This is a genomic window from Deefgea tanakiae, assembly GCF_019665765.1.
Taxonomy (GTDB): Bacteria; Pseudomonadota; Gammaproteobacteria; order Burkholderiales; family Chitinibacteraceae; genus Deefgea; species Deefgea tanakiae.
The window spans coordinates 1,828,520-1,852,629 of sequence record NZ_CP081150.1; the positions used below are offsets into that span (position 1 = coordinate 1,828,520).

At 47.1% G+C, this 24,110-nt stretch carries 24 protein-coding genes; 2 read left to right on the top strand and 22 right to left on the bottom strand.

Annotated elements, in window-relative coordinates; all coding sequences use genetic code 11:
• Positions 1-129: 129 nt before the first annotated feature.
• The 15 genes from K4H28_RS08580 to ndk form a co-directional block, all read right to left on the bottom strand.
• Complete coding sequence (locus K4H28_RS08580) at positions 130-1,275, bottom strand: ATP phosphoribosyltransferase regulatory subunit (protein WP_221004812.1); 1,146 nt, start codon at positions 1,273-1,275, stop codon at positions 130-132.
• A gap of 163 nt (positions 1,276-1,438) precedes the next feature.
• A complete protein-coding gene (locus K4H28_RS08585) occupies positions 1,439-1,621 on the bottom strand; it encodes a DUF2065 domain-containing protein (RefSeq protein WP_221004813.1) in 183 nt (60 codons plus the stop codon).
• A 9-nt stretch (positions 1,622-1,630) separates the two neighbouring features.
• Entirely contained in the window at positions 1,631-2,509 is an 879-nt protein-coding gene (gene hflC / locus K4H28_RS08590) for a protease modulator HflC (protein WP_221004814.1), read from the bottom strand.
• Between the two features lie 13 nt (positions 2,510-2,522).
• Positions 2,523-3,713 carry an FtsH protease activity modulator HflK gene (gene hflK / locus K4H28_RS08595; protein WP_221004815.1) on the bottom strand — a complete coding sequence of 397 codons (1,191 nt, stop codon included), beginning with the start codon at positions 3,711-3,713 and terminating at the stop codon, positions 2,523-2,525.
• Entirely contained in the window at positions 3,710-4,816 is a 1,107-nt protein-coding gene (gene hflX, locus K4H28_RS08600) for a GTPase HflX (RefSeq protein WP_221004816.1), read from the bottom strand. The genes hflK and hflX overlap by 4 nt, the downstream gene beginning before the upstream one ends.
• An 83-nt stretch (positions 4,817-4,899) precedes the next feature.
• Complete coding sequence (gene hfq, locus K4H28_RS08605; protein ID WP_203570250.1) at positions 4,900-5,151, bottom strand: RNA chaperone Hfq; 252 nt, start codon at positions 5,149-5,151, stop codon at positions 4,900-4,902.
• A gap of 89 nt (positions 5,152-5,240) precedes the next feature.
• A complete protein-coding gene (der, locus tag K4H28_RS08610; protein ID WP_221004817.1) occupies positions 5,241-6,620 on the bottom strand; it encodes a ribosome biogenesis GTPase Der in 1,380 nt (459 codons plus the stop codon).
• A 69-nt stretch (positions 6,621-6,689) separates the two neighbouring features.
• On the bottom strand, positions 6,690-7,814 hold the full coding sequence (gene bamB / locus K4H28_RS08615) for an outer membrane protein assembly factor BamB (protein WP_221004818.1): 1,125 nt from the start codon (positions 7,812-7,814) through the stop codon (positions 6,690-6,692).
• A 2-nt stretch (positions 7,815-7,816) separates the two neighbouring features.
• Positions 7,817-8,446 carry a YfgM family protein gene (locus tag K4H28_RS08620; RefSeq protein WP_221004819.1) on the bottom strand — a complete coding sequence of 210 codons (630 nt, stop codon included), beginning with the start codon at positions 8,444-8,446 and terminating at the stop codon, positions 7,817-7,819.
• Between the two features lie 17 nt (positions 8,447-8,463).
• Complete coding sequence (gene hisS / locus K4H28_RS08625; RefSeq protein WP_221004820.1) at positions 8,464-9,732, bottom strand: histidine--tRNA ligase; 1,269 nt, start codon at positions 9,730-9,732, stop codon at positions 8,464-8,466.
• 78 nt (positions 9,733-9,810) lie between these two features.
• Entirely contained in the window at positions 9,811-11,085 is a 1,275-nt protein-coding gene (gene ispG / locus K4H28_RS08630; RefSeq protein WP_221004821.1) for a flavodoxin-dependent (E)-4-hydroxy-3-methylbut-2-enyl-diphosphate synthase, read from the bottom strand.
• 4 nt (positions 11,086-11,089) lie between these two features.
• Complete coding sequence (locus K4H28_RS08635; RefSeq protein WP_221004822.1) at positions 11,090-12,007, bottom strand: RodZ domain-containing protein; 918 nt, start codon at positions 12,005-12,007, stop codon at positions 11,090-11,092.
• The gene (gene pilW / locus K4H28_RS08640; protein WP_221004823.1) at positions 12,000-12,737 is read right to left on the bottom strand and encodes a type IV pilus biogenesis/stability protein PilW; all 738 of its coding nucleotides are present in this window, start codon (positions 12,735-12,737) and stop codon (positions 12,000-12,002) included. The genes K4H28_RS08635 and pilW overlap by 8 nt, the downstream gene beginning before the upstream one ends.
• Positions 12,734-13,867, bottom strand: coding sequence for a dual-specificity RNA methyltransferase RlmN (rlmN, locus tag K4H28_RS08645; RefSeq protein WP_221004824.1), 1,134 nt, complete (start codon positions 13,865-13,867; stop codon positions 12,734-12,736). Before rlmN ends, pilW begins: the two co-directional genes overlap by 4 nt.
• A gap of 200 nt (positions 13,868-14,067) precedes the next feature.
• Entirely contained in the window at positions 14,068-14,493 is a 426-nt protein-coding gene (gene ndk, locus K4H28_RS08650; protein WP_221004825.1) for a nucleoside-diphosphate kinase, read from the bottom strand.
• A 162-nt stretch (positions 14,494-14,655) separates the two neighbouring features.
• On the opposite strand from ndk, the gene K4H28_RS08655 reads away from it, so the two are divergent.
• A complete protein-coding gene (locus tag K4H28_RS08655) occupies positions 14,656-15,366 on the top strand; it encodes an SPOR domain-containing protein (protein WP_221004826.1) in 711 nt (236 codons plus the stop codon).
• 102 nt (positions 15,367-15,468) lie between these two features.
• Here the strand turns inward: K4H28_RS08655 and K4H28_RS08660 are convergent, their stop codons facing one another.
• From K4H28_RS08660 to K4H28_RS08690, 7 genes are all read right to left on the bottom strand, one after another.
• The gene (locus K4H28_RS08660; protein ID WP_221004827.1) at positions 15,469-16,620 is read right to left on the bottom strand and encodes an NAD(P)/FAD-dependent oxidoreductase; all 1,152 of its coding nucleotides are present in this window, start codon (positions 16,618-16,620) and stop codon (positions 15,469-15,471) included.
• Between the two features lie 67 nt (positions 16,621-16,687).
• Positions 16,688-16,852 (bottom strand): rubredoxin, encoded by a 165-nt coding sequence (locus K4H28_RS08665; RefSeq protein ID WP_221004828.1) that lies wholly within the window; start codon positions 16,850-16,852, stop codon positions 16,688-16,690.
• Positions 16,853-16,917: 65 nt separating this feature from the next.
• Positions 16,918-17,403, bottom strand: coding sequence for a rubrerythrin family protein (locus K4H28_RS08670; RefSeq protein WP_221004829.1), 486 nt, complete (start codon positions 17,401-17,403; stop codon positions 16,918-16,920).
• Positions 17,404-17,539: 136 nt separating this feature from the next.
• Complete coding sequence (locus tag K4H28_RS08675; protein WP_221004830.1) at positions 17,540-18,478, bottom strand: hydrogen peroxide-inducible genes activator; 939 nt, start codon at positions 18,476-18,478, stop codon at positions 17,540-17,542.
• On the bottom strand, positions 18,479-18,991 hold the full coding sequence (locus K4H28_RS08680; RefSeq protein ID WP_221004831.1) for a disulfide bond formation protein B: 513 nt from the start codon (positions 18,989-18,991) through the stop codon (positions 18,479-18,481). It lies immediately after the preceding gene.
• Positions 18,992-19,022: 31 nt separating this feature from the next.
• Positions 19,023-20,198 carry a patatin-like phospholipase family protein gene (locus tag K4H28_RS08685; RefSeq protein ID WP_221004832.1) on the bottom strand — a complete coding sequence of 392 codons (1,176 nt, stop codon included), beginning with the start codon at positions 20,196-20,198 and terminating at the stop codon, positions 19,023-19,025.
• 100 nt (positions 20,199-20,298) lie between these two features.
• A complete protein-coding gene (locus K4H28_RS08690) occupies positions 20,299-21,747 on the bottom strand; it encodes a sensor domain-containing diguanylate cyclase (RefSeq protein ID WP_221004833.1) in 1,449 nt (482 codons plus the stop codon).
• Between the two features lie 243 nt (positions 21,748-21,990).
• Here K4H28_RS08690 and guaB point away from each other — a divergent pair, with 243 nt between their 5' ends.
• Positions 21,991-23,457, top strand: a complete 1,467-nt coding sequence (guaB, locus tag K4H28_RS08695) for an IMP dehydrogenase (RefSeq protein WP_221004834.1) — start codon at positions 21,991-21,993, stop codon at positions 23,455-23,457.
• Positions 23,458-24,110: the final 653 nt, after the last annotated feature.

Consider the following 24,110-nt stretch of genomic DNA (forward strand, 5'->3'; position numbering starts at 1 on the left):
AGCCCTTTAAGCGGCTAACTGAAAATAAAAATCTCATGCAAAAGTTTTATGCCAAAGCCTTTATGCCGCAGGTAGTGCATTATAAGTACGACAAAGCTAGACAACGCAGCAACAAACTTTTGCTTAAACTTATTGCAATGGTACGACTTGCCACTGCCCACTGATCAATTGCAATGAGCGATTGATATGCACTTCGGTGACGTCAACGCCCAAATCAACGATGACGGTTTCACCATCAGCCCGCAAAGCACGAATAGCACTCAATAAAGCCGCGTCATCGCCTTGCGGCGCTAACACAGCAGCGCGATGCGATGGGAATGGGATGGCCGTAAGTGAGCGCAAATCCAAACTAAAACCAGTCGCAGGGCGTGAGCGGCCGAATTTTTCACCGACGCGATCGTAACGACCACCGCGTGCAACTGCGCTAACAAAACCCGTCGCGTAGGCGTTAAAAACCAAACCAGTATGGTAATAACTACCAGGCAACTCAGCGAGATCAAAACGAACTTCGATGCCACGTGTGATCAATGCAGCTTCTAATTCATTGAGCACATCTAAAGCTTCAGTCACTGCAGGCAACACAGGCAACACAGCACGGGTGCGCTCTAATACTTCGTGACCGCCATAAGCCAGTGGCAAAGCCAATAAACCATCACGCAATGGTGCAGGTAAATCCTGTGATAATTGTTGCAGAGCGGCGATGTCTTTTTGTTGCAGCGCATTAAATGCCAACTGACGAATTTCACCTTGCCAGCCAGCGGCATCGGCCATTGCGTTAAATAAGCCAATATGGCCAATTTCTAATCGAACCTCTTTTACGCCTGCCAGCGTTAAACTCGCTAGCATCAATTCAATCGCTTCAACATCTGCACCAATGGCGGCGCAACCATAAATTTCTGCGCCAATTTGGCGTGGCTGACGATTAGCCAGCAAACCATCAGGACGCGTGGTCACTACTGACCCTGCATAGCTGAGGCGAGTCACACCTTGGCGATTTAAGATGTGCGCATCAATACGAGCAACTTGCGGCGTAATGTCTGCGCGCAAACCCATTTGACGGCCAGTCAATTCATCGACCAATTTAAAAGTTTTTAAGTCCAAAGCACTGTCGTCTTGCGTGAGGAGCGACTCTACGTACTCAACTAGCGGGGGTTCAACTTGCTCGTAGCCATAACGCTCATACAAATCGAGCATAGCGCGACGCATAGTTTCGAGTTGACGCGACTCCATTGGGAGTACATCGGAAATATATTCAGGTAGGATCCAGTTGCGCATAGTCCAGACAAATCAAATGCCCGCCCATGGGTATATCCACAGTGCGGGCGTAAAACAATAGATTGATAGCAATACATATTAAGAACCCAGCGCTTTTCACCAGTAAGCCGCAGCTAATATGCGGGTCTTTGAGATTGCAATTGACAGGTTAATTTTGTACTTACTACACCATCAAACAAATAAACAATCCAGCCATCAGCGAACAAAATCCAAAAATTCGAATTTGACGGTCCGTCATATTCGCAATTTTTAATAAAGTCGCACGCCAAACCGCAGGTAAGGCAAAGGGCATAATACCTTCAAATATCAGCATTAACCCAATGCCCAGCAAAACAACATCGGTCACTACTACGCCTTACTTGCCAGAGCCAGAGCGAGGGTTCTTCATATATTTGAAGAAATCAGCACTTGGATCGACAACCATCAGGTCACTCTTCTTAGCAAAGCTTTGTTTGTAAGCATCAAGGCTCTTATAGAAAGAGTAGAATTCTGGATTTTTACCAAAAGCCTCAGAATAAATAGCAGCGGCTTTTGCGTCTCCCTCACCCTTCAGTTGCTGCGCCTTATTATACGCGTCTGCCATCATAACCACACGCTGTCTATCTGCATCGGCCTTGATTTTTTCGCCTTCTGCACTACCTTCAGCGCGTAATTGATTCGCAACGGCTTTACGCTCTGACTGCATCCGCTCATAAACAGAAACCAAAGTGCTATCTTCCAGCTCAACACGCTTGATTCGAACGTCAATCACGCGAATACCAATCCGAGCAGCATCTTCATCAGCTACTTTGCGAACATGCTCCATGACTTCATTGCGTTTACCATAAATAATGTCTTGCACCGTGCGTTTACCAAACTCATCACGCAGCATATTGTTTACAGTATTACGCAAACGAACAACGGCTTTACCTTGATCAACACCCACTGCTTTGTAGAAGCGCTCTACATCGACAATTTGGTATTTAATAAAACTGCTGGCTTTAACGTTCATTTTCTCGATAGTTTGGATACGCGCAGGCGAATCCTCATCAATCGTCAAAATCCGTTTATCAAAAAAGCGAACGTCTTGCAGCATTGGAATTTTGAAATATAAACCAGGATCTTTGATCACTCGTTTAGCTTCAGAAAATTGAAAGACAACGGCGTATTGGCGTTGGTCAACAGTGAACATTGACATCGACAACACAAACAAAGCCACCAATAAAACAGAAAGTACAGGAAGAATTCGATTCATTTTTTATTCCTCCTTATCGACCGTCACGCTCACCGCGCAATGCGCGATTTACTGGGTTATCGTTGGCCGCAGCAACAGCCGATGCTGCTGAAACAGCAGGTTTTGTTGCGTCGCCTCCGGCAGCAGGTACGGCACCATTCATTTGCATTAATTTATCCAATGGCAGGTAGAGCAAGCTTCCACCTGCTTTTTGATCAACCAAAACTTTAGTCGTATTTTGGAATACCGTTTGCATCGTATCGAGATACATCCGATCACGAGTGACTTGTGGCGCTTTAGCGTACTCAACTGCAATTTGTTTAAAGCGTGATGCGTCACCTTCGGCAGTTGCTACTACTTCTTGACGGTAACCTTGCGCCTCTTCACTCAAGCGAGCGGCCATACCACTAGTCCGAGGAATAATGTCGTTTGCATAGGCGCGGCCTTCATTAATCAAACGGGCTTTGTCTTGTCGAGCTTTTACGGCATCGGAGAACGCAGCTTGAACTTGCTCAGGCGGCTGCATATCGGAAATATTGACCCGCGAAATAACAATCCCTAAACCATAGCGGTTAAGTAGATTTTGCATGATTTCACGACTGTCTTCTGAGATAACACCACGGCCTTCATTCAAAACATAATCAACATTATTCTTACCAACGACTTCACGAATCGCCGTTTCAGCTGCTTGCTGAACAACGTCTTTTGCATCTGCATCAGCAAAGCGATTGTTAAACAAAAAATCTTTAGCAGAATTAAGTGTGTATTGAACTTCAAGCTGAACTTGGATGATATTTTGATCACCCGTGAGCATCAAAGACTCAATATTGGTCGACCCCGCTTCAGCCCTAACACCAACATCAAGACTACGAATTTCAGTCATATTGACAATTTCGCGTGCTTCGATTGGGTACGGCAGATGCCAATGCAAGCCGGAATCTTCTACTGTTTGCATATACCGTCCAAAACGAGTGATTACTGCGTCTTCACGTTCATCAACAATATAGAAACCCGATGCCATCCAAAGCACGGCCAGCGTAGTTAAAACAATCACTATGCCTGTAGTGCCACCAGCAGAATCACCACTTGGCGTATTACTTTGCGGAATTTTGTTACCTAGCAAACCATTGATTTTTTTGATGACATTACGAAAAATCTCATCCAAATTTGGTGGGCCACTGTTTTTATTGCGACCACCACCCCATTGCGGATCATTTTGACTCATTTATCTTCCTTAACGGTTTGATTCATTGCTTCTATTAGGGCATTACGTAGCAAGTTCAAACCTTGCCCACGTAAAGCGCTCAATTTAACGCTAGAAATCTTATCTAATTCGTCACGTTCAATTTCTGCGACGAGATCACGCTGATCAATCTTATTAAAGACCATCAGCTGCGGGATATGTTCCGCACCAATTTCAGTTAATACCTTATTCACTTCAACAATCTGCGAATCGCGCATCGGATGATTAATATCCACGACATGCAACAAGATATCTGCTTCAATTGTTTCTTCCAAAGTGGCTCTAAATGCTGCAACTAAAGAGTGAGGCAAATCGCGAATAAAACCAACCGTATCAGAAATCACCACCGAATGATCAGCATCGATATACAATTTGCGGCTAGTCGTATCCAAAGTAGCAAAGAGCTGATCTGCAACGTACAGCTTCGCCTTGGTCAGCGCATTAAATAGTGTTGATTTACCCGCATTAGTGTAGCCAACGATAGAAACGGTAAACTGCCCTGTTCTTCCACGCTGTTTTCTTTGAGTCGAACGTTGTTTTTGTACCGTAGCCAGCTGATCTTTTAGTCGCTTAACACGAATCCCAATTAATTGTCGGTCGGTTTCAAGCTGAGTTTCACCCGGCCCACGTAAACCCACCCCGCCTTTTTGGCGCTCCAAGTGAGTCCAACCGCGAATTAATCGAGTCTGTAAATGCGCTAATTGCGCCAACTCAACCTGCAACTTACCTTCCGATGTTCGTGCACGTTGCGCAAAAATATCCAAAATCAAAGTTGTTCTATCAATGACGCGGCACTGAACTTTTTTCTCTAAATTTCGCTCTTGGCTTGGCGACAATTGATGATTAAAAATCACAATTGAAGCTTCGTTCGCCAAAACTGCTTCTGCAATTTCATCGGCTTTGCCACTGCCCGAAAAATATGCTGGATCAGGGCGTTGACGTTTACCCTCAATCACCACTAATGGATTTAAACCCGCAGACCTTACCAATTCGACAAATTCTTCACGCGCATCTTGAAAATCGATTTCACCAAAATCAAGACAAACCAGAATTGCGTCATCACCGCCCTGATGGCGTTCAAACATGCAAACCTCTTACTTCCAATAAATTCCATGCAAGAGAAAACCCCGAAAGAACTTGCCTTCGGGGTTGATTAATACTCAATCAGTTAGCCTTCAGTACTTGCTGCTGCAGGATTCTCATGCGGCACATTCACAGCACGTGAAGGTACTACAGTTGAAATCGCGTGTTTATAAACCATTTGCGTCACAGTATTACGCAGCAACACCACATACTGATCGAATGATTCAATTTGGCCCTGCAATTTAATGCCATTCACCAAATAAATAGATACCGGTACGTGTTCTTTTCGCAAGATATTCAAAAATGGGTCTTGCAGCATTTGCCCCTTAGCACTCATTATTATTCTCCGACTTGTTATTAGTTTTCCGTCTTTACGGGTATGGGCTTCTTAAAACATCTTACACAAACGATACCAAACCTGCCAGCTTAGCGTCTTTTCAACGCATTTTTAGCTGCTTGCGGCCCACGACGACCGCGTTGTGGCGCTTCTTTACCCTCAAACGGATTGTCATTCTTTTTAAACTGCACCCGCAACGGCGTACCTTGCAATTTAAACGTTTTGATAAAGAAGTGTTCTAAGTAGCGCCAGTATGAAGCATGTACTGCTTCTAAAGCGTTACCGTGAATAATTACCACAGGGGGATTACTACCACCTTGATGGGCATAACGCATTTTCGGGCGAATTTTGCCAGCCAACGGCGGTTGCTGACGCTCCATGGCCAGCTGCAAAGCGCGTGTTAGTTTTGGCGTTGGAATCTTAATCATCGCCGCATCATAGGCTTGGTTAATTGAGCCAAATAAATCGCCCACACCACTACCTTGCAAGGCAGAAATATTATGGAACTTGGCAAAATCCAAGAAAGCCAATTTGCGTGCAATATCACGTTTAATGGTTTCTCTTTGTTCTAAATCAGCCGCTTCCCACTTGTTAATCGCAACCACCAAAGCGCGACCAGACTCCAATACGAAGCCTGCAATTTTGCCGTCCTGATCCGACACGTCTTGGGTCGCATCCAAAACTAAGATCACAACGTTACAATCTTCAATCGCCTGCATCGTTTTAATGACTGAAAATTTCTCAATCATGTCGGTCACTTTACCGCGGCGACGTACACCCGCAGTATCAATTACTGTGTAGTTGGAGCCGTTTCTTTCAAAATCAATAGCCACTGAGTCGCGAGTAGTACCAGGTTGATCAAACGCAATAACACGATCTTCACCCAAGATTGCATTCACTAGCGTCGATTTACCAACATTAGGGCGGCCAACAATGGCGAATTTAGGATGAGTCGGCTCTTCTTCCGGCTCTTGATCTGGAAAACCTTCTAAAATTTCATTAATCAAATGACGAACACCTTCGCCATGAGATGCAGAAATCGCCACCGGATCACCCAAGCCAAACTCATGGAATTCAGCTGTCATGATGGCACTATTCATACCTTCAATTTTATTTACCGCAACCCACACAGGGCGATCACCTTGACGCAAACGATTGGCAATCATTTTGTCTTGCGGTGTTAAACCATTTCGACCATCAACAATGAAAACAATCGCATCGGCTTCATCAATCGCTTGGAGCGTTTGCTTGGCCATCTCAAACATAATGCCTTCATCGATCACAGGCTCAAAACCACCTGTATCAATGACAAGGTATGGCTTCTCACCGACTTTACCGTGGCCATAATGGCGATCACGCGTTAAGCCCGGCTGATCGGCAACCAAAGCATCGCGTGTTTTGGTTAAACGATTAAACAAAGTTGATTTGCCCACATTCGGGCGGCCCACGAGGGCAATAGTTGGTTTCACTTCAATTCCTTATTCCACTGGCCCGCCTACGCCACACCGTGCAGCGTACAGGCTTAGACCAAATGGGTATTACTTTGCACTTAACAGCAAAATACTACCTTTTGCTGTCTGAACAATCGCCTGCGCGCCATCAGACTGAGGCGCTAAATAAATACGTCCGCCATCGGTAGCCATTTGACCAACAAATTGACCATCCTCAGGACTTAATACATGCAAATAACCAGCAAAATCGCCAACAACCACATTGCTACCCAATATAGCAGGTGCCGTCACTAGACGATTAGCCAACGCTTCTTGCCGCCAAACACTACGCCCTGTTGATTTCTCAAAGGCGTTCACTTGACCCTTACTGTCTGTTACATAAACTTGCTGGGCATCCATAGCTAAGCCAGACCAGCTTGATACTTCACGGGTCCATAACAAATTACCTTGCTTGGCACCAAGGCAAGCCACACGCCCCTGAAAAGCAACGGCACACACCACGTCACCCTGTGCAACAGGAGGCGAGACTATGTCGGTAACACGCTCCAGCTCACTCGCACCACGTGGCAATGAAACAGGCGCCTCCCAGAGTACGCGACCATCTGCAATTGAAATTGCCGTTAAGCGACCAGCTGCTTGACCTAGGTAGACGACACCATCAGCAACTACGGGGGGAGCATAATTTCGCAATAAGAGCGCAGGTTGTGGCCGTTGGTAAATCCACTTTAATTCACCCGTTGCCGCAGAAAAAGTCGATATCTTGCCATCGCCAGAACGAACAACGACAAAATCATCACTAACTACAGGAGCAGAAATGATTTCGCTAGTTACTTGTGCCGACCAAGTTTTTTTGCCCGCTAAATCAAATGCTAGCACTTCACCGCTAATCGTGCCGACCGCAATCACAGCACCGGAAATGCCAACACCGCCAGCGATTTCCTTATCCAGTTTCACTTGCCAGCGCTTTGAGCCACTTGCTCTTTCAATCAAAGTAAGCTCATTATTACCGCCAACAGCCGCGATCAAATCACCATTAAAAGCAGGTTGAAAACGATATTCAGTTGTATTACCAACTGTATTTTGCCACTGCACGGATGTTTTAACTTTTGAAACAACAACAGGCAAAGGCGAAGGTTCAGGAACATTACTAGTCGTGCTGCATGCAGCCAGTCCCAGCGCGCTTAAGAGTAATAGCGGTCGTAAACCGTTCATTATTACTTGCCTCCTAGAACATCAAGTTTGATCTCGACTAATTTCAAGTTAGGCGCATCTTTTGGAAGTTTTGCAATCGCTTGACGATACGCATCCGCTGCGGCTACTGGTTCACCTTTAGCTACATAAATATCACCGCGCTGTTCAGCATAGAGCGGAGAAAAACCTTCTTCTTCCGGTGTTTTCATTAAAGCTAATGCTTCTGTGAACTTTTTATCTTCTAGCAAAATACTCGCCATGCGCAAACGAGCTGAATCGCGCAAAGCTGCCTCAGTGCTGTGATCAATCACCCATTGCAGCTCAGTGCGCGCAGCTGCTGCATCGCCTTTTAGATATTGCAACTTGGCAGCAATCATTGCCGCGCGTGGTGCATACGGCGTCTTTGTATAATCGGATTTTAGTAAAGCTACGCCGGCTTTAAACTTACCATCTTCAGCTAAATTTGCCTCAATTTGCGCATAAACTTCTGCTGCTTTAACAATCTGAGTTTTCTGATATTTTTGCCAACCCGCCCACGCAGCAAAACCAATCAAAAACGCAGCAACGCTCAATGCCAACCATTTACCCCAACTTTGCCACCATGCCTTTAACGTTGCAATTTGTTCTTGTTCTTGTAAATCAAATGCGGCCATGCTGATCCCCTGATAAATTAAATACGAGCAATTGCTTGTGCTAACTGGTCTTGCGCTAATGTTTGCTGTGCACCTTGCAGCTCACCAGTGAGCGTTTTTAAATTCGCAGTTTGCGCTTCTACCTCACCACCACCAATCACAACTGCAAAACGGGCCCCTGATTGATCCGCTTTTTTAAATTGAGATTTAAAGCTTGCACTGCCACCGTGGTAAATGACATTTAAACCCGCTGCACGTAATTGCCGTGCCACAGAGAATGCATTTCTTGCTGCAGCTTCACCTTGGTGAATCACGTAAACATCAGCTTGCTGCGCAGGAATGGCGACCTCATTAGCTTCAAGCAAAAGCATGATGCGTTCAATGCCAATTGCAAAACCGACTGCTGGGCAAGGCTTACCGCCCAATTGCTCCACCAAACCATCGTAACGACCACCGGCTGCGACCGTACCTTGTGCACCCAACTGGGTTGTCGTCCACTCAAACACGGTGCGATTGTAATAATCTAAGCCACGCACTAAACGAGAATTGAGCTTATATGCAATCCCAGCATCATCGAGCAAAGCTTTCACCGCTTCGAAATGCGATTTTGATTCTTCACCTAAGAAATCCATCAATTGCGGAGCATTTTCTGCCATCGCTTGCAGTGCAGGATTTTTGGTATCGAGCACCCGTAAAGGGTTGGTATACAAACGACGCTTGCCGTCTTCATCTAGAATATCGATATACCCTTCAAGATACTTAATTAGCTCAGCGCGATGCGCTGAGCGCTCATCCATATTACCCAGCGAGTTTAACTCCAGACACATGCCACTCAAGCCCAGACGCGGCCATAGATCAGCCAGCATCACGATCATTTCAGCATCAACATCGGGCGTTGCAAAGCCAAAAGCTTCTACACCGAGTTGATGAAACTGACGATAACGCCCTTTTTGCGGACGCTCATGCCGAAACATTGGGCCCGTGTACCACAAACGCTGAGTTTGGTTGTATAGCAAACCATGCTCGATACACGCCCGCACGCAACCGGCAGTCCCTTCTGGGCGTAGCGTTAACTTTTCACCATTGAGGCTATCCTCAAAGGCATACATTTCTTTTTCAACAATATCAGTGTGCTCGCCCACGCCTCGAATAAACAAGTGCGTTGACTCCACAATCGGCATACGAATTTGGTTGTAGCCATAAGCCGCCAACCATTCACGTGTTACTTTCTCAAAAAACTGCCAGCTAGCACCTTCCACTGGCAAGATATCATTCATACCACGAATTGCTTGGATTGTTTCTGCCATATTCTTGTTCTTTCGTTTACAGATAAAGGGTATTGCATTGCAGCCAATAATTTGCAATGCTTTGAATAAAATACATCACTAAATTTGCGCTAAAGGAATGACCTTAGCAGCAGTTTCACGGCGCTTAGCACCATCAACACCATATCGTGTTGCGACATAATTCTCAACAATCGCCTGAAATTCAACGGCCACATTGTCACCTTTGAGGGTTACATCTTTCTCGCCATCCACATAGACAGGACACACCGGCACTTCACCAGTGCCAGGCAAACTAATGCCAATATCGGCCAGCTTAGATTCACCCGGACCATTGACGACGCAGCCCATGACTGCAACTTTCATATCCTCAACGCCAGGATAATCTTTGCGCCAAATCGGCATTTTTTCACGCAAGAAAGTTTGGATATCTTGCGCTAACTCTTGGAAAACCGTCGAAGTGGTACGACCACATCCAGGGCAAGCAGTCACTAATGGCGTAAAACTGCGTAAGCCCATGGTTTGCAATAATTCTTGTGCAACCACGACTTCTTTTGTGCGGTCACCATTGGGTTCTGGCGTTAAAGAGATACGAATCGTGTCGCCAATCCCTTCTTGCATCAAAATCGCCAAAGCAGCACTTGAGGCAACGATACCTTTGCTACCCATCCCTGCCTCAGTCAAACCCAAATGCAAAGGATAATCACAACGTGCACCTAAATCACGATAAACCGCCACTAAATCTTGCACATGCGAAACTTTGCAAGAAAGCAAAATTTTGTCAGGCGATAAGCCCCATTGAATCGCTTGGTCAGCCGATTCAAGTGCAGACACAATCAAAGCCTCGCGCATCACAGCATCGGCACTTAGAGGTTGTGAACGTTTGCTATTTTCGTCCATCATCCGAGCAGCAATACTTTGATCGAGCGAACCCCAGTTCACACCAATTCGCACCGCTTTATTGTATTCAATGGCTTTCTCAATCATTAGTGCGAATTTTTCGTCGCGCTTGCTACCCTTACCGACATTACCAGGATTAATGCGATATTTAGCCAAAGCTTGCGCGCAATCTGGATAATCTCGCAATAAGCGATCACCGTTGTAATGAAAATCACCAACCAGCGGAACTTTACAACCCCAATTCTCTAGCTTGGTTTTGATATTACCGACTTGCGCAGCAGCTTCAGGGCTATTCACCGTAATCCGCACCACTTCAGAGCCAGCACGCCAAAGCTCAAAGATCTGCCGTGCAGTGCCTTCAGCATCAGCAGTATCGGTGTTGGTCATTGACTGCACCACAATCGGGTGATCGCTACCAACCCAAACATTTCCCACTTGAACTTGGCGTGTTTTACGGCGAGTAATCAGATTCGACATACGTTTATTTCAATTCCAAATTAACCACATCAGAGCCAGGCTTGAGGTAAGGACTCAAATCGACGACCTGACCGTGAAAATACAATTGAGTTTTTGGCGCATTACCTACCTTGACTGCATAAGGAGGCTTGCCATCCACCGTGCGCTCAATACCTGGGCGAATAATTTCCGACAACACTTTATTTCCGTTGGCATCAATAATCTGCACCCAGCTGTCTGTCGTAGACACAATTTTAATTGCGCCTACCGTTGCGGAGGTTACTGATGAAGCCTGAGATGCAGTAGCTGCCGAAGCACTTGCTGCGATAGCAACTGGGCTAGCAACTACACTTGCAATCACAACAGAACTAGCAGGGCTTGCCGCACTAGCTGAAGAAAAGGCAACTGCAGAAGCCGTTTCGAGTACCGCCGAAGCAGCAGGAACATCCAATACCGGCGGTGATTCAAGCTCAGGCAACGCGAGCTCTGGATTGGACGGTTGCTGCAAAAACCAAACAGCGACAGCAACCCCAATGGCCACACCCAGCAGAGCCATCAAGGCCGTGGGTGACAAGCTGCGTTGTTTTTTAGGGACATGCTCACCAGACAGACGGACACCCGAGGTCAATGATGCATCCATTGGAGTACTAGCCTCCTGCTCTTGTGGCAAGACCTCAGCCAAATAAGCCAGCAGCGGCTCGGCATCTATTTTAAGCAAGCGCGCATAATTGCGCACGAAACCACGAATAAATAGATTGCTGGGCAGTTCGTCAAACGCCTCTTGCTCAATCGCAATAACTTGCCGAACTGAGAGCTTGAGTTGCTGAGCGACTTGCTCAGACGTTAATTCCAATGCTTCGCGTGCATTGCGTAATTGACGACCAGCGGGCAGCAGTGAAGATACTGACGATGGCTCTGAGGGGTCTGTAAACTGATCAGTCATATTTTCCAATCTGTAACTTAGTTGCTTCAACCGAATCTGGGTATAAAGCCATTAATTCAGCTGCATAACGTTGCTCTGCGGTTTTATTACCAATCGCGTGCTCAATTTTAACACCCAACCAAAGCAACTCTGATTGCGGCGTTTTAGTAGCTCTAAACATTTCAATAAAGTAGCGTTTGGCTTCAGGTAAATCGCCGGACTTAAGCAACAAACTACTCAACTGAAATTTTGCTTGAATATTATTGGGTCTAAACGAAAGTACTTTCTTATACCATTCGATGGCCAAAGGCAGATCGTTGCTGCTAATCGCACAGTTTGCAGCAGCAAGCATCGTTTGGTCGGGCGTCGGGTACAGCGGATTACTTAAGGCAATGCCAAATCGCTCTTGCGCCTGCTTCACATCCCCATTCGCACACAAAAAATTGGCATAGTTGTGGTTCAGATCTGAGTTAGTTGGCTCAAGACTCAGAGCATCTTTAAATAATTTAATCGTCATTGCATTGTCTTTTAGTGCCCAATAAGACAATGCCATGACATTGTAAGCTAAAAGGTATTTTGGGTCAGAATCCAATGCTTTTTGAGCCTCTGACACAGCAACAGTGTACTGACCTAATTTGTAATACTCAGAAGCCAAACGTGTACGGACCGAAGCACGTGATTCACCATCATTTGCCCATGCAAATTGACTTAGACCCAGACACAACATGAGGACGACTAAAGTATTTTTCACGCACTGCCTCCAGTTTTAAATAAAATAGGTCGTGTCTCTGCCATCCGCTCTAGACGGCGAGTTTTATCTTGCACTTGCCCTGCTAATTGACCACAGGCGGCATCAATGTCATCACCACGGGTTTTTCTTACCGTCACGATATAACCCGCTTGCAGCAAAATATCACGGAAGCGAACAATAGCATCTCGGCTCGAACGTTTGAAACTTGAATTTGGAAACGGGTTGAATGGGATCAAATTAATTTTAGCCGATGTCGAGCGCAACATCGCCGCAACTTGACGCGCATGCTCAGGTAAATCGTTTACCCCATCGAGCATGACATATTCGAACGTAATAAAATCACGCGGTGCTTTTTCAAGGTAACGATTACACGCATCCAATAATTCTCTGAGCGGGTATTTTTGATTAATGGGCACAATGTCATCACGTATAGCATCATTGGGCGCATGTAAACTCACAGCCAAAGCAACAGGGCAATCCTCACGTAATCGATCTAACTGTGGCACAAGTCCAGACGTTGATAAGGTAACACGCCGACGCGACAAGCCATACGCATTGTCATCCAACATCAAACGCATTGCCGCCACCACATTATCGTAATTGGCCAGCGGTTCGCCCATACCCATCATCACGACATTCGATACAATTCGCGTATCTTCATTTTTGGTATCGCCAATACGCGCAGCGTCAAAAGACAGGCGTTTGTTCGCCCACCACAATTGACCAATAATCTCCGCAGTACTTAAATTTCGGTTAAAACCTTGTCGTCCAGTTGAACAGAAGGAACAATCCAACGCACAGCCTACTTGGCTGGATACGCACAAAGTACCTCGGTCATCTTCAGGAATAAAAACAGCTTCCACGCCATTGCCGGTCCCTACATCGAGCAACCATTTGCGCGTGCCGTCTTTGGCCACCTGCTCAGCCATCATTTCTGGTGGCGCAATATTGGCATCTGCCGCTAATTTTTGTCGGAACGATTTAGCGATATCACTCATCGCATCGAAGTCAGCTACGCCACGCTGATGAATCCACTTCATCAGTTGCTTGGCACGAAACGGTTTTTCTCCGAGTTGCACCATTAATTGGCCTAGACGCTCCGCATCGTAATCCAACAAATTCATCGTCATTTTTATATCCACCAAGGCTTGCGCCATTTTATTTCATCACTCAACTTCCTCGTCACTGCGAAGAGGAAGTTCGTACAACTCAACTACATTATATTTAGCGTGCAAAAGCTTTATGGCAAGGCGTGAAGCCGAAGGCAGTACAAGTCGTACGGCGAGGCAAAACAACGATGCAAGAAAACTTTTGCTTTCCAACTTACGACTTAGGCTGCGTACACTTCTGAAGCATCAAAGAAGTAAGCGATTTCAATCGCTGCATTTTCCAAACTGTCAGAGCCATGGACTGCATTTGCGTCAATGCTTTCGGCGAAATCAGCACGGATCGTACCTGCCGCCGCTTCTTTTGGGTTGGTTGCGCCCATCAAGTCACGATTCACTTGCATGGCGTTTTCACCTTGCAAAGCTTGAATCATCACAGGACCTGAAATCATGAACTCAACAAGCGCATTAAAGAAAGGACGCTCTTTGTGTACGGCGTAGAAGCCTTCAGCTTCGGCACGTGTTAAGTGCTTTAGTTTCGCTGCGACGACTTTTAAACCCGCAGTTTCAAAACGATCGTAAATTTTACCGATAACGTTTTTAGCAACAGCATCAGGTTTGATAATCGACAGGGTAGTTTCAACAGCCATTTTATAATCTCCAGGGTAAGGCGTTATTTTCGTACAAGAAACTTTACAGCACAGTGTAATTTCAGCTAGCCTGATGCGAATTAAATATTCTCATCCGACCTATTTCGCCAAAACACGAGGCAAATAGTCTAATAGTATACCACCATAGCGAGCACCTGACAGATGAGTGATAAACCGGACCCCATCTTGCAGCAGAAAGAACAGCAGCAATTAAAAAAGCAACTTTTATGGCGTCTAGGTATTGCTGGCACTTTGATTGCTGGCGTATTAGGCGCGATTTCTTGGCTCGATCGAGAAGAAAAAAACCTACCGCCAGAAGTTCAAATCCCACAAATAGCGCCAGCAGCTAGTAGCGTAAGCGTAATTACTACACCAACTTCAGCTCCAATCGAAACAACCCCAGAAGTCGCTAGCACCCCAGCAGCAACTGAAGTGCCTACGCCAGTACCAACCGTTACTGCTGCACCAAGAAGCCAACCTGCGCCAAATAAATCACAGGTCGAACCCATTAGCAATATACCCAAGCGAATAACTGAAACTTCGCTTACCAAAAGCCCCAAAGTTGCAGCACCTACTGAGCTGCCTGCTGAGCCAAAATTGAAATTAAACACCACCGAGTCTGGCCTCACCGCCGTGCCGCGTGCGCCATTCCCAGCTGCGAGTAACACTCAATTAGGGTACAGCGTGCAGGCGGGCGTATTTTTACACTCCAACAATGCAGAGAAATTACTCGCGCAAATTCAGGCGGCCGGCATTCCTGCTTATTTAGAAACACGAGTGCAAATTGGTCCGTTCAAAACCAAAGCGGAAGCAGAAGCAGCCGTTAAAAAGCTGAGAAAGCTCGGTATTGAACCGATTGTCAAAACGCAATAAATAGCAAAAAGCCCATCCTGGCGATGGGCTTTTTAACTTTCACGGATTGAAGTCATTGCGCGATTTTTTTCAACCCCTGCAGGCAGTCAATCTAGCGGCTGATTAGGCCAAAACAACTGGTAAATCTGGGGTTAACGCCTGCCGCTGCGAGGTTGCTGAACCCAGCAAAGCAAAGCCAGCCATGCTTCCTGAGTTGGACATAAATTTTGCCACAATCCCAGTTTCACTCGTTTCCAAATGCCACTCTCCCACTGATCCCATCGCAGGCGGCGCTACGACAGCTGGACACGCAGGCGTTTTCACCATTACAGGCATAGCAGGGTATTTCACTACAGTCCTCTCCCCCATTAGCGTAGCGGCCAATGCCCTTGCTTGTTGCATAATCGGCAACACAAATGGCAAAGTTAATCCCGCCACTTCTGCGCAATCACCAACAGCATAAATATGCGGCTGACTCGTTTGCAAATAGCGATCCACCACCACGCCACGATTCACTTGCAAACCCGCTGCGGCAGCCAATTCAGTGCGTGATCGCAAGCCGACCGCCGATAAAACTAAGTCAACAGCCAATTCTGTTTGATCGCTCAGCTTCACGACAAAGCCTGCACCTTCTGCATCGACCGCCTGCGCAGTCACGCCCCAGTGAAATTGCACACCGGCATCACTCAGTTTATCCGCCATAAAATCGCCAGCCGCTTGTGGCAATAATCGCGATAAAGGCCAAGCCGATGGATCAATCACAATTGGCGCAATGTCGCGCGCTAATAAGTCATTGGCAAACTCACAGCCAATCAAACCAGCACCTAAAATTGCGACGCTTTTTGCACTGGCCAACCGTCGATTAAAATGCGCAAAATCGTCCAAATCATTGACCGATAACACATCGCTCGCACCATCCCCACCCATCGGCAAGCGAATTGGATCCGCGCCGACCGCCAAAACCAAGTCACGATAAGGCAAAATCGTATCATCACCCAGCATCACTTCTTGATTATGCACATGAATCGACACCACTTTGGTGTGGCCTAAAATGGTCGCATTGAGCTCTTCGGCCATTTTTTCTGCGCTTTTCATCAACAACTGCTCTGCGCTTTTATTTGCTGAAAACGCATTCGACAACATGGGCTTAGAATAAAAACCAGCATGATCACGAGAAACAATCGTTAAAGCCGAGGTTTTATCTAATTTGCGGAATTCTCGCGCCACGTTATATGCCGCAAGGCCGCTGCCTAAAATAATCACTGGCGCTGTCATTGTTGTTCCCTATTATTAAATCAATAAAAAAGCCGACCCAAGCCGGCTTTTTTTGATGAATGCGGTATTAAATTTGCACCATGTCAAAATCAGCCTTAGCGACGCCGCAGTCCGGACAGGCCCAATCTTCTGGAATATCAGCCCATGTCGTACCGGGTGCGATGCCTTCATTGGGCAAGCCCGCTACTTCGTCATAGATAAAACCACAAACCACACATTGCCATTGCTTCATAATGAACTCCTAATTGGGTATGGCGCTCAGCGCCTTAAAATAAAATAGCTAGGGTTAAATACCCATTATTTTGTCAAATTATCCAGTGCAGCTTGGTAGTGATTCGCATGGCGCTCTTCAACCTTTGCCAAGGCGGCAAATCGTTTGGCCGCTTTTTCTAGCACTGCTTTAAACATTTCTGCATGCTCTTTCGATTCAGCAATTTGTTCGTCGATTTCTTGCACTGCGGCATGCTGACCTTCTTCAACTGCGACATGACGGAATTTTGGATACATTTCAGTGTATTCGTAGGTTTCGCCTTCAATCGCAAACTGCAAAGCCTTTGCTGGCGTCATATTGGCTTTTGGAAACAGCAGGTCAAGATGGCCAAATGCGTGCATGACTTCTTGGTCGGCCGTTGCTTCAAATGCTTCCGCTGTCGCCACATCACCCATTTCGCGGCACAACTTTGCGAAGTAGCGATATTTGATATGCGCCATTGATTCACCGGCGAAAGCCGACTCAAGATTTTGGATAGTCAAAGAATCTGGATTATGGAATGGTGATGCCATGAAATACCCCTTCGTTTAGATCGAGAAGCCAGCTCTTGCTGGCTTCCGACACATATTAGTTGCTGACGAAGACAATATTACGATGCATCGATTGAATTTACCAATGACTTATTTGAATTCGATAGTTAGAAAAAAACTATTGACTCACCAAGGCATCCGGCAAACGATGAATAGGTTCTAAATTTGATTGCAGCAAAGCTTGCCGTACTGCCTCGATGGCAGCATGCCTTGGGAAATTGCGACGCCAAGCTAAAATCACACGCCGCGATGGCACTGGCTCAGAGAACGGCCGCACACTGAGCAAACTATCGTCAGCAGCACTGACCGAAGTTGCAGGCAAAACGGTAACCCCAATACCACCAGCCACCATATGCCGAATCGTCGTCAACGATGAGCCCTGCAAAGTACGCTGCAAACTGCCCACCGACATACTTTCACGATTCAAATCCGAACAGGTTTGCAATACTTGATCGCGAAAACAATTACCGGGCGACAAGAGCAAGACGTTTTCATCCGACAATTGCTCAGAAGCAATTTCGCTCAACTGCTCCCACTCATGGCCTTTGGGCGTAGCGACGACAAAATCCTCATCATACAAAGCTTGGGTACTGATGCCGCCCTCGTGAAATGGCTCAGCCAAAATGGCGATGTCAATTTCACCCTGCTTAAGCATCTCGCTGAGACGCGCCGTGTAATTTTCTTCGAGCAGCAATTGCATTTGCGGCGCAAGTTCGCGCAAACGGGGAATGAGATGCGGGAGTAAATACGGACCGATGGTGTAGATCACACCCAGTCGCAAAGTACCTGCGAGCGGATCTTTGCCCTGCTCGGCCAATTGCTTGACTACCGAAACTTCTTCGAGCACACGCTGCGCTTGCTCAATAATTAAAGTTCCCGTTGGGGTGACAGTCACATCGCCTGCTGCGCGCTCAAACAATGCAACACCGAGTTCTTCTTCTAATTTTTTGACCGCAACCGACAATGTCGGTTGCGATACAAAGCAGCTATTGGCCGCACGGCCAAAATGGCGTTCTCGCGCGACGGCAACAATATAACGAAGTTCAGTCAGCGTCATTTAAAGTCCCCGACGGCGGATTTCAATCAAGCGCGTCCGCGCCAATATCGACAACGGTAGCAAAAAGCCAATAAACGCCACCAAGAGCCAGAACGGCATCGACATACCAAACAGCGCAAAACTATCAACCGAGCAATCGCCAACGGGACGGATCACCGCAGTAATCCAACCCGGCAAGGCATTTAAGTCGATTGGGAATGGCAGGCTTGATGCGCAAGTCACGCCACCTTCTTTGGGGCCGTATTGCACCAAAAGATGCCACACGGTAATTCCCGCGCCCCATACCGCAGTCAAGGCGTAGATTGACGAAAAAATCAGCACACCGCGACGCGTACTTGGTTTCCAAACGCTGGCGTATAAACTCAATAAACCCAAGACAATAACGATCAAGCGCTCATACACGCACAAAAGACAAGGCATGAGCCATTGATAAAATTGGTGATAAAGGGCAAAACCCATCATGCCAACGCACACCAGAAACAACACAAAAAAACCAACTCGCCACTGTGCCATGCCAAACCTCTGGCCTATTAATAGAAAAAAGCTATTCTACGCTGCTTGGCTTAGAATTTGCAGCCAAAAAAACGCAGAGTTCCGACTCTTTTGCCATGGCATCTCGATAGCCCAAGCGAATCAATTCTCGTAAGTACGCGCCACTAAACAATAAATAGCTAGCCACCACCGAACCTTGCCGCCGAAAAGCGCCCAAGCCGCCCAATAAAAAACGCATGCCCAGCGAAAAATCACGGCTAAAACCCAAGGTGAGGCGCTCCAAAGGCTGCGATGGTGAAATCATTAATACTTCAATTGGGCGTAACTCCAAACCTGATTGCTCCCGAATCGACTCAGGGATATGCGACAAAGTCCGATTAATCCGTGTCATCCGCTCCAAATCGGTATCGAGGCTATCAAGGAAAATACTATTCATTAATTGACCCGTCACTTGCGCTAGCGTTGGATAACTATTACTGCGCTGCCGAGCCGGCACTTCATCCGACTGCGGCGCAACCCCAATCACCAGCACGCGCTTCGCCCCCAAGTGAATGGCTGGGCTTAGCGGCGCAATCTGGCGCACCGAACCATCACCAAAATACTCACGATGAATATGCTCTGCAGGGAATATCAAGGGTATTGCACTGGAAGCCATCAGGTGTGACAGGTTGAGCTCGGTACGTACACCGATTCGTTTGGCCCTCGCCCAATCTTTTAATTCATCGGCAGCTTGAAAAAATGACACTGATTGGCCACTGGTATAGCCCAAGGCCGAAATTGACACGGCGCGTAGCGCACCATTATTAATATTCTGTTGAATCTGTGAGAAATCCATTCGCGCCGATAAAAATGCGCGCAACGGCTCATTATCCAAAAAAGCACGCGGGTTGTATTTACCCAAGCCCCCCAACAGCAAAGCACTCAACCAATGCCCCGCGGCCCCAGCCAACCACGGCAAACTACCGCGATAAATGCTTTCTGGATGCAAGCCTTGCCACATCCGCGCCAACATAAAGACGGCTTTACGAAATTCCCCCGCCCCCGCCGCCATGGCCGCCGCATTAATCGCCCCAGCGGAGGTACCGCAAATGATAGGAAAAGGATTGACTGCGTGTTGCGGCAATAAATGCGCGATGGCCAGTAAAACGCCCACTTGATAGGCGGCGCGAGCGCCGCCACCGGATAAAATCAACGCCGTATCTGGCGCGACAGAAAGTGCCTGTTTCATCACGACGACCTCCTGCAAAACGGAAATTGAGCTTACACGCTGTATGCTCTACTTCACGTTAGCCTGAGTTTTGCGATCTGCCCATCATGCAGCGCAGCAATTAGAGATCGGCCATTACGCAATTACGGCCGCTTGATTTAGCAGCGTACAATAATTGATCGGCACGCTGGAAAAACTCAACCTCTGTCTCGCCCTGCAACAGCTCCACCACACCCAAACTGATGGTAACTTGGTAGGAGTCCGGCAAAGAAAAATCAAAATGAGCCACCACCTTGCGAAGTCGTTCAGCCAATTCCAATGCCATAGCTTTGGAGCAATCGTCGAGCAAAATCACAAACTCCTCGCCTCCCCAACGCGCCACCGTATCACTAGAACGAGCAGTTTTTCGCAGCAAATTCGCCACTTGCCGCAAGACTTCATCACCCGCTGTGTGACCAAACTGATCATTGACCTGCTTAAAGAAATCAATATCAATCAAGATGCCCGACACGGAGCGCTGACGCCGTGTTAACTCACTGCGTTTTTGGGTCAACACGGCCTCAAATGCGTGCCGATTAAGTAAGCGAGTTAAGCCATCCGTTTTGGCCAAGGTTTCTAAATAACTTTGACTACGATTAATGCTATAAGTCGCAATAAACAGCACCAATAAAGTGACCAGCGCTGAAATCAGTAAATTAAATTGAAACATCGTTTGCACTGGGCGTAAATCGGCAGTTTCATTCTGCTCAACAATCAAATACCAACCCAACTCTGGAATGAAACGCGTATTCAGCAATACCAATTGCTCATTCAAGCTATAAGTCACCGCCATGGGCTCAGTTTGGTGATTGAGAATTTTGTGGGCGACTTCGCCGATTCCCTCTTGCTGCAAAATCGACGTTCTAGCCTGCTGATCATCTCCTGTCAGCATCACTTGACCCGCTTGATTAACAAAATAAATACGCCGCTGAAAACGCGCCTCATAATTTTGCAGTAAATGGCGCATGGTATCGAGGGTAATGCCCACCCCAGTCACACCAATAAATTGACCTTCATAATCAAATATCTTGTAATTAATAAAAATCGTCATTTTGTCGCGATTGGCTAAATCAGGGTCGACATTGGTTTCAAACTCTTGCGGCATCTTAGCCACGCGAAAATACCAAGCGTCACGCGAATCGTCTTCTGCCACCGTTTTGAGAATGCCATCGCTGTGGTAATAGCGCATCGTCTTGGCCGACACCAAAAAACTACTAAAAGTACCATTTTTGATTTTGACTTCTCGCAGAAATCGGGACAACTGTGTTGGATCTTGCTCCCCTGCCAGCAACCAATCACGCACAAAGGTATCGTGAGCCATTTGCGAAGAAATAAACACAGGACGCAGCATATCTTTCTGAATTTCAGAATAAATATTATCGCCAGTGAGTGGCAAAGCACTGCTAATCAAACCTTCACGCAATGCATCTCGCGAAACCACATAACTGGCAATACTGGTACTTAAAAAACCACCGATCAATAAGATCGCCACTAGCAGTAATAAACGTATTCGCTTGGGAATTCTAGGCACAACAAGTCCTCTGACTCTGGGGAAAATAAGATTGAAGAAACTCACAAACTCGGGCTATAGCCCCAATTAAATTACTAAAACGGAAAGCAGAGCGACGAATAATACCCAAAAAAACGCCAGCATTTTGAAAAAGTAACTCACACTGCCAATTTTATCGCTCGAAAAAACTGGAATTATTACAATGCAATAGGCGTGTCATGCTTGTTTCGGTATAATGCTTTTTTGGCGAAAAGGATTCTCTTCATGCGTATTGTGCAAAAAGCCCTGACGTTCGACGACGTTCTACTGGTACCCGCTCATTCAAATGTAATGCCACGCGATGTTTCGCTGGCCACACAGTTCACGCGCAATATTCGCTTGAACCTGCCCCTCGTTTCCGCTGCAATGGATACCGTAACTGAAGCCCCACTGGCAATCGCCATGGCGCAAGAAGGCGGCATTGGTATTCTGCACAAAAACATGACGCCAGCGCGTCAGGCCCAAGAAGTGGCCAAGGTAAAACGTTACGAATCAGGGATTGTAAAAGACCCGATCACCGTTTCACCCGATATGCTGGTGCGCGACGTGCTCATTTTGACACGCCAACACAAAATTTCTGGTTTACCAGTGATCGACAAAGGTCAACTGGTCGGCATCGTGACCAACCGTGACATCCGTTTTGAAACTCGCCTTGATGTGCCCGTTGCGGCCATCATGACGCCGAAAGACAAACTGGTAACGGTAAAAGAAGGTACGAGCATCGATGATGCCCGCGCGCTAATGCACGAACACCGCCTAGAGCGCGTTTTGGTCGTCAACGATCAATTCCAGCTCAAAGGCCTGATCACTGTTAAAGACATTATCAAAACTAGCGAACATCCACTGGCCGCCAAAGACGAACAAGGCCGCTTGCGCGTTGGCGCTGCGGTTGGCGTAGGCGCCGGTACCGACGAGCGCGTGCAATTGCTGGTTGAAGCTGGCGTTGACGTGATTGTCGTTGACACCGCCCACGGCCACAGCCAAGGCGTATTGGATCGTGTGAAATGGGTGAAAACCAACTTCCCACAAGTGCAAGTCATCGGTGGCAACATCGCCACTGCCGCAGCCGCTTTGGCGCTAGTTGAAGCTGGTGCGGATGCAGTGAAAGTCGGTATCGGTCCTGGCTCAATCTGCACCACGCGTATTGTTGCAGGCGTTGGCGTACCGCAAATTTCTGCAGTCGCCAATGTCGCCGAAGCACTTGCTGGCACTGGCGTTCCGCTGATTGCTGACGGTGGTATTCGCTTCTCTGGCGACATCGCCAAAGCGATCGCCGCTGGCGCGCACATGGTCATGCTCGGTGGTTTGTTCGGTGGTACCGAAGAAGCGCCGGGTGAAGTTGAACTCTACCAAGGCCGCTCATACAAGAGCTACCGTGGCATGGGTTCACTCGGTGCAATGTCTGGCGCGAACGGCTCGTCTGATCGCTACTTCCAAGACAAAACCGCTGATGCTGATAAATTGGTACCAGAAGGCATCGAAGGCCGCGTTCCATACAAAGGCCCATTGTCTGCCGTGATTCATCAATTGGTCGGCGGTTTGCGCTCATCAATGGGTTACTTAGGTTGCGCGACGATTGATGATGTTCATGCGAAAGCTGAGTTCGTACAAATCACTTCGGCTGGTATTCGTGAATCGCACGTTCATGATGTGCAAATCACCAAAGAAGCCCCGAACTATCATCAAGATTAATCTTGTTGAGTTTGGATAAAAAAACCGCTGCGAGTCAGCGGTTTTTTTTGGGTCTGGGTTTAAATAACTATGCTAGGTATATGGCTATAGCTATTACTTATTAATGTATACATTTAAATACCATATCAAAATTAGCGTTTACCCTGCTGTGCAGGCGGTGAACCGGCGGTTTCGCCCGCCAAACGAGCCAGGGGAGGTCTTGCCCCTCCCCTGACAACCCCAGCGCGCCCGATCGCCACGAAACCCCGTCCGTCCGGCAATTGGCAAGGCGACGCGAAAACTCGCTGCGCGCTACCGTCGCGCAGCTCAAACAGTCGCGTCTTAAAACCTTGCCAATCCCCTCCCGAACGGCGCGGCTCCACGGGCAATCCGCTCTAATTAGCGCCAGAGTATCTTCACCAAAATCAATTTGTAATTAACTAGGTGTATTGCCAGATAACAATTGAATATAAAAGCGTACAAATCAATACACCAATGCCGTAGGGTGCCAATAAGCGTTAGCGCATTGCACCACATCGCCAAAAACGGTGGAATGCGCTTCGCTTATTACCACCCTACGATGGCGACTTACGAGTTAATTAGTTGCAGTGGCAATCGTAGATAATTTCTAATGAAGTTTATACAAAGCACAAGACTCCGCAACGCAAACCTTG

Bases quoted from the DNA above. Each gene is read 5' to 3' on its own strand.
- K4H28_RS08665 (WP_221004828.1), bottom strand. From the start codon at position 16,852: ATGAAGCAATGGCAATGTGTGGTTTGTGGTTTTATCTATGACGAAGTA.
- bamB (WP_221004818.1), bottom strand. From the start codon at position 7,814: ATGAACGGTTTACGACCGCTATTACTCTTAAGCGCGCTGGGACTGGCT.
- hflX (WP_221004816.1), bottom strand. From the start codon at position 4,816: ATGTTTGAACGCCATCAGGGCGGTGATGACGCAATTCTGGTTTGTCTT.
- ispG (WP_221004821.1), bottom strand. From the start codon at position 11,085: ATGTCGAATCTGATTACTCGCCGTAAAACACGCCAAGTTCAAGTGGGA.
- guaB (WP_221004834.1), top strand. From the start codon at position 21,991: ATGCGTATTGTGCAAAAAGCCCTGACGTTCGACGACGTTCTACTGGTA.
- K4H28_RS08580 (WP_221004812.1), bottom strand. From the start codon at position 1,275: ATGCGCAACTGGATCCTACCTGAATATATTTCCGATGTACTCCCAATG.
- K4H28_RS08660 (WP_221004827.1), bottom strand. From the start codon at position 16,620: ATGACAGCGCCAGTGATTATTTTAGGCAGCGGCCTTGCGGCATATAAC.
- K4H28_RS08635 (WP_221004822.1), bottom strand. From the start codon at position 12,007: ATGACTGATCAGTTTACAGACCCCTCAGAGCCATCGTCAGTATCTTCA.
- rlmN (WP_221004824.1), bottom strand. From the start codon at position 13,867: ATGACGATGAATTTGTTGGATTACGATGCGGAGCGTCTAGGCCAATTA.
- hfq (WP_203570250.1), bottom strand. From the start codon at position 5,151: ATGAGTGCTAAGGGGCAAATGCTGCAAGACCCATTTTTGAATATCTTG.
- K4H28_RS08680 (WP_221004831.1), bottom strand. From the start codon at position 18,991: ATGGCACAGTGGCGAGTTGGTTTTTTTGTGTTGTTTCTGGTGTGCGTT.
- hisS (WP_221004820.1), bottom strand. From the start codon at position 9,732: ATGGCAGAAACAATCCAAGCAATTCGTGGTATGAATGATATCTTGCCA.
- hflK (WP_221004815.1), bottom strand. From the start codon at position 3,713: ATGAGTCAAAATGATCCGCAATGGGGTGGTGGTCGCAATAAAAACAGT.
- K4H28_RS08685 (WP_221004832.1), bottom strand. From the start codon at position 20,198: ATGAAACAGGCACTTTCTGTCGCGCCAGATACGGCGTTGATTTTATCC.
- K4H28_RS08655 (WP_221004826.1), top strand. From the start codon at position 14,656: ATGAGTGATAAACCGGACCCCATCTTGCAGCAGAAAGAACAGCAGCAA.
- ndk (WP_221004825.1), bottom strand. From the start codon at position 14,493: ATGGCTGTTGAAACTACCCTGTCGATTATCAAACCTGATGCTGTTGCT.
- K4H28_RS08620 (WP_221004819.1), bottom strand. From the start codon at position 8,446: ATGGCCGCATTTGATTTACAAGAACAAGAACAAATTGCAACGTTAAAG.
- K4H28_RS08675 (WP_221004830.1), bottom strand. From the start codon at position 18,478: ATGACGCTGACTGAACTTCGTTATATTGTTGCCGTCGCGCGAGAACGC.
- K4H28_RS08670 (WP_221004829.1), bottom strand. From the start codon at position 17,403: ATGGCATCACCATTCCATAATCCAGATTCTTTGACTATCCAAAATCTT.
- hflC (WP_221004814.1), bottom strand. From the start codon at position 2,509: ATGAATCGAATTCTTCCTGTACTTTCTGTTTTATTGGTGGCTTTGTTT.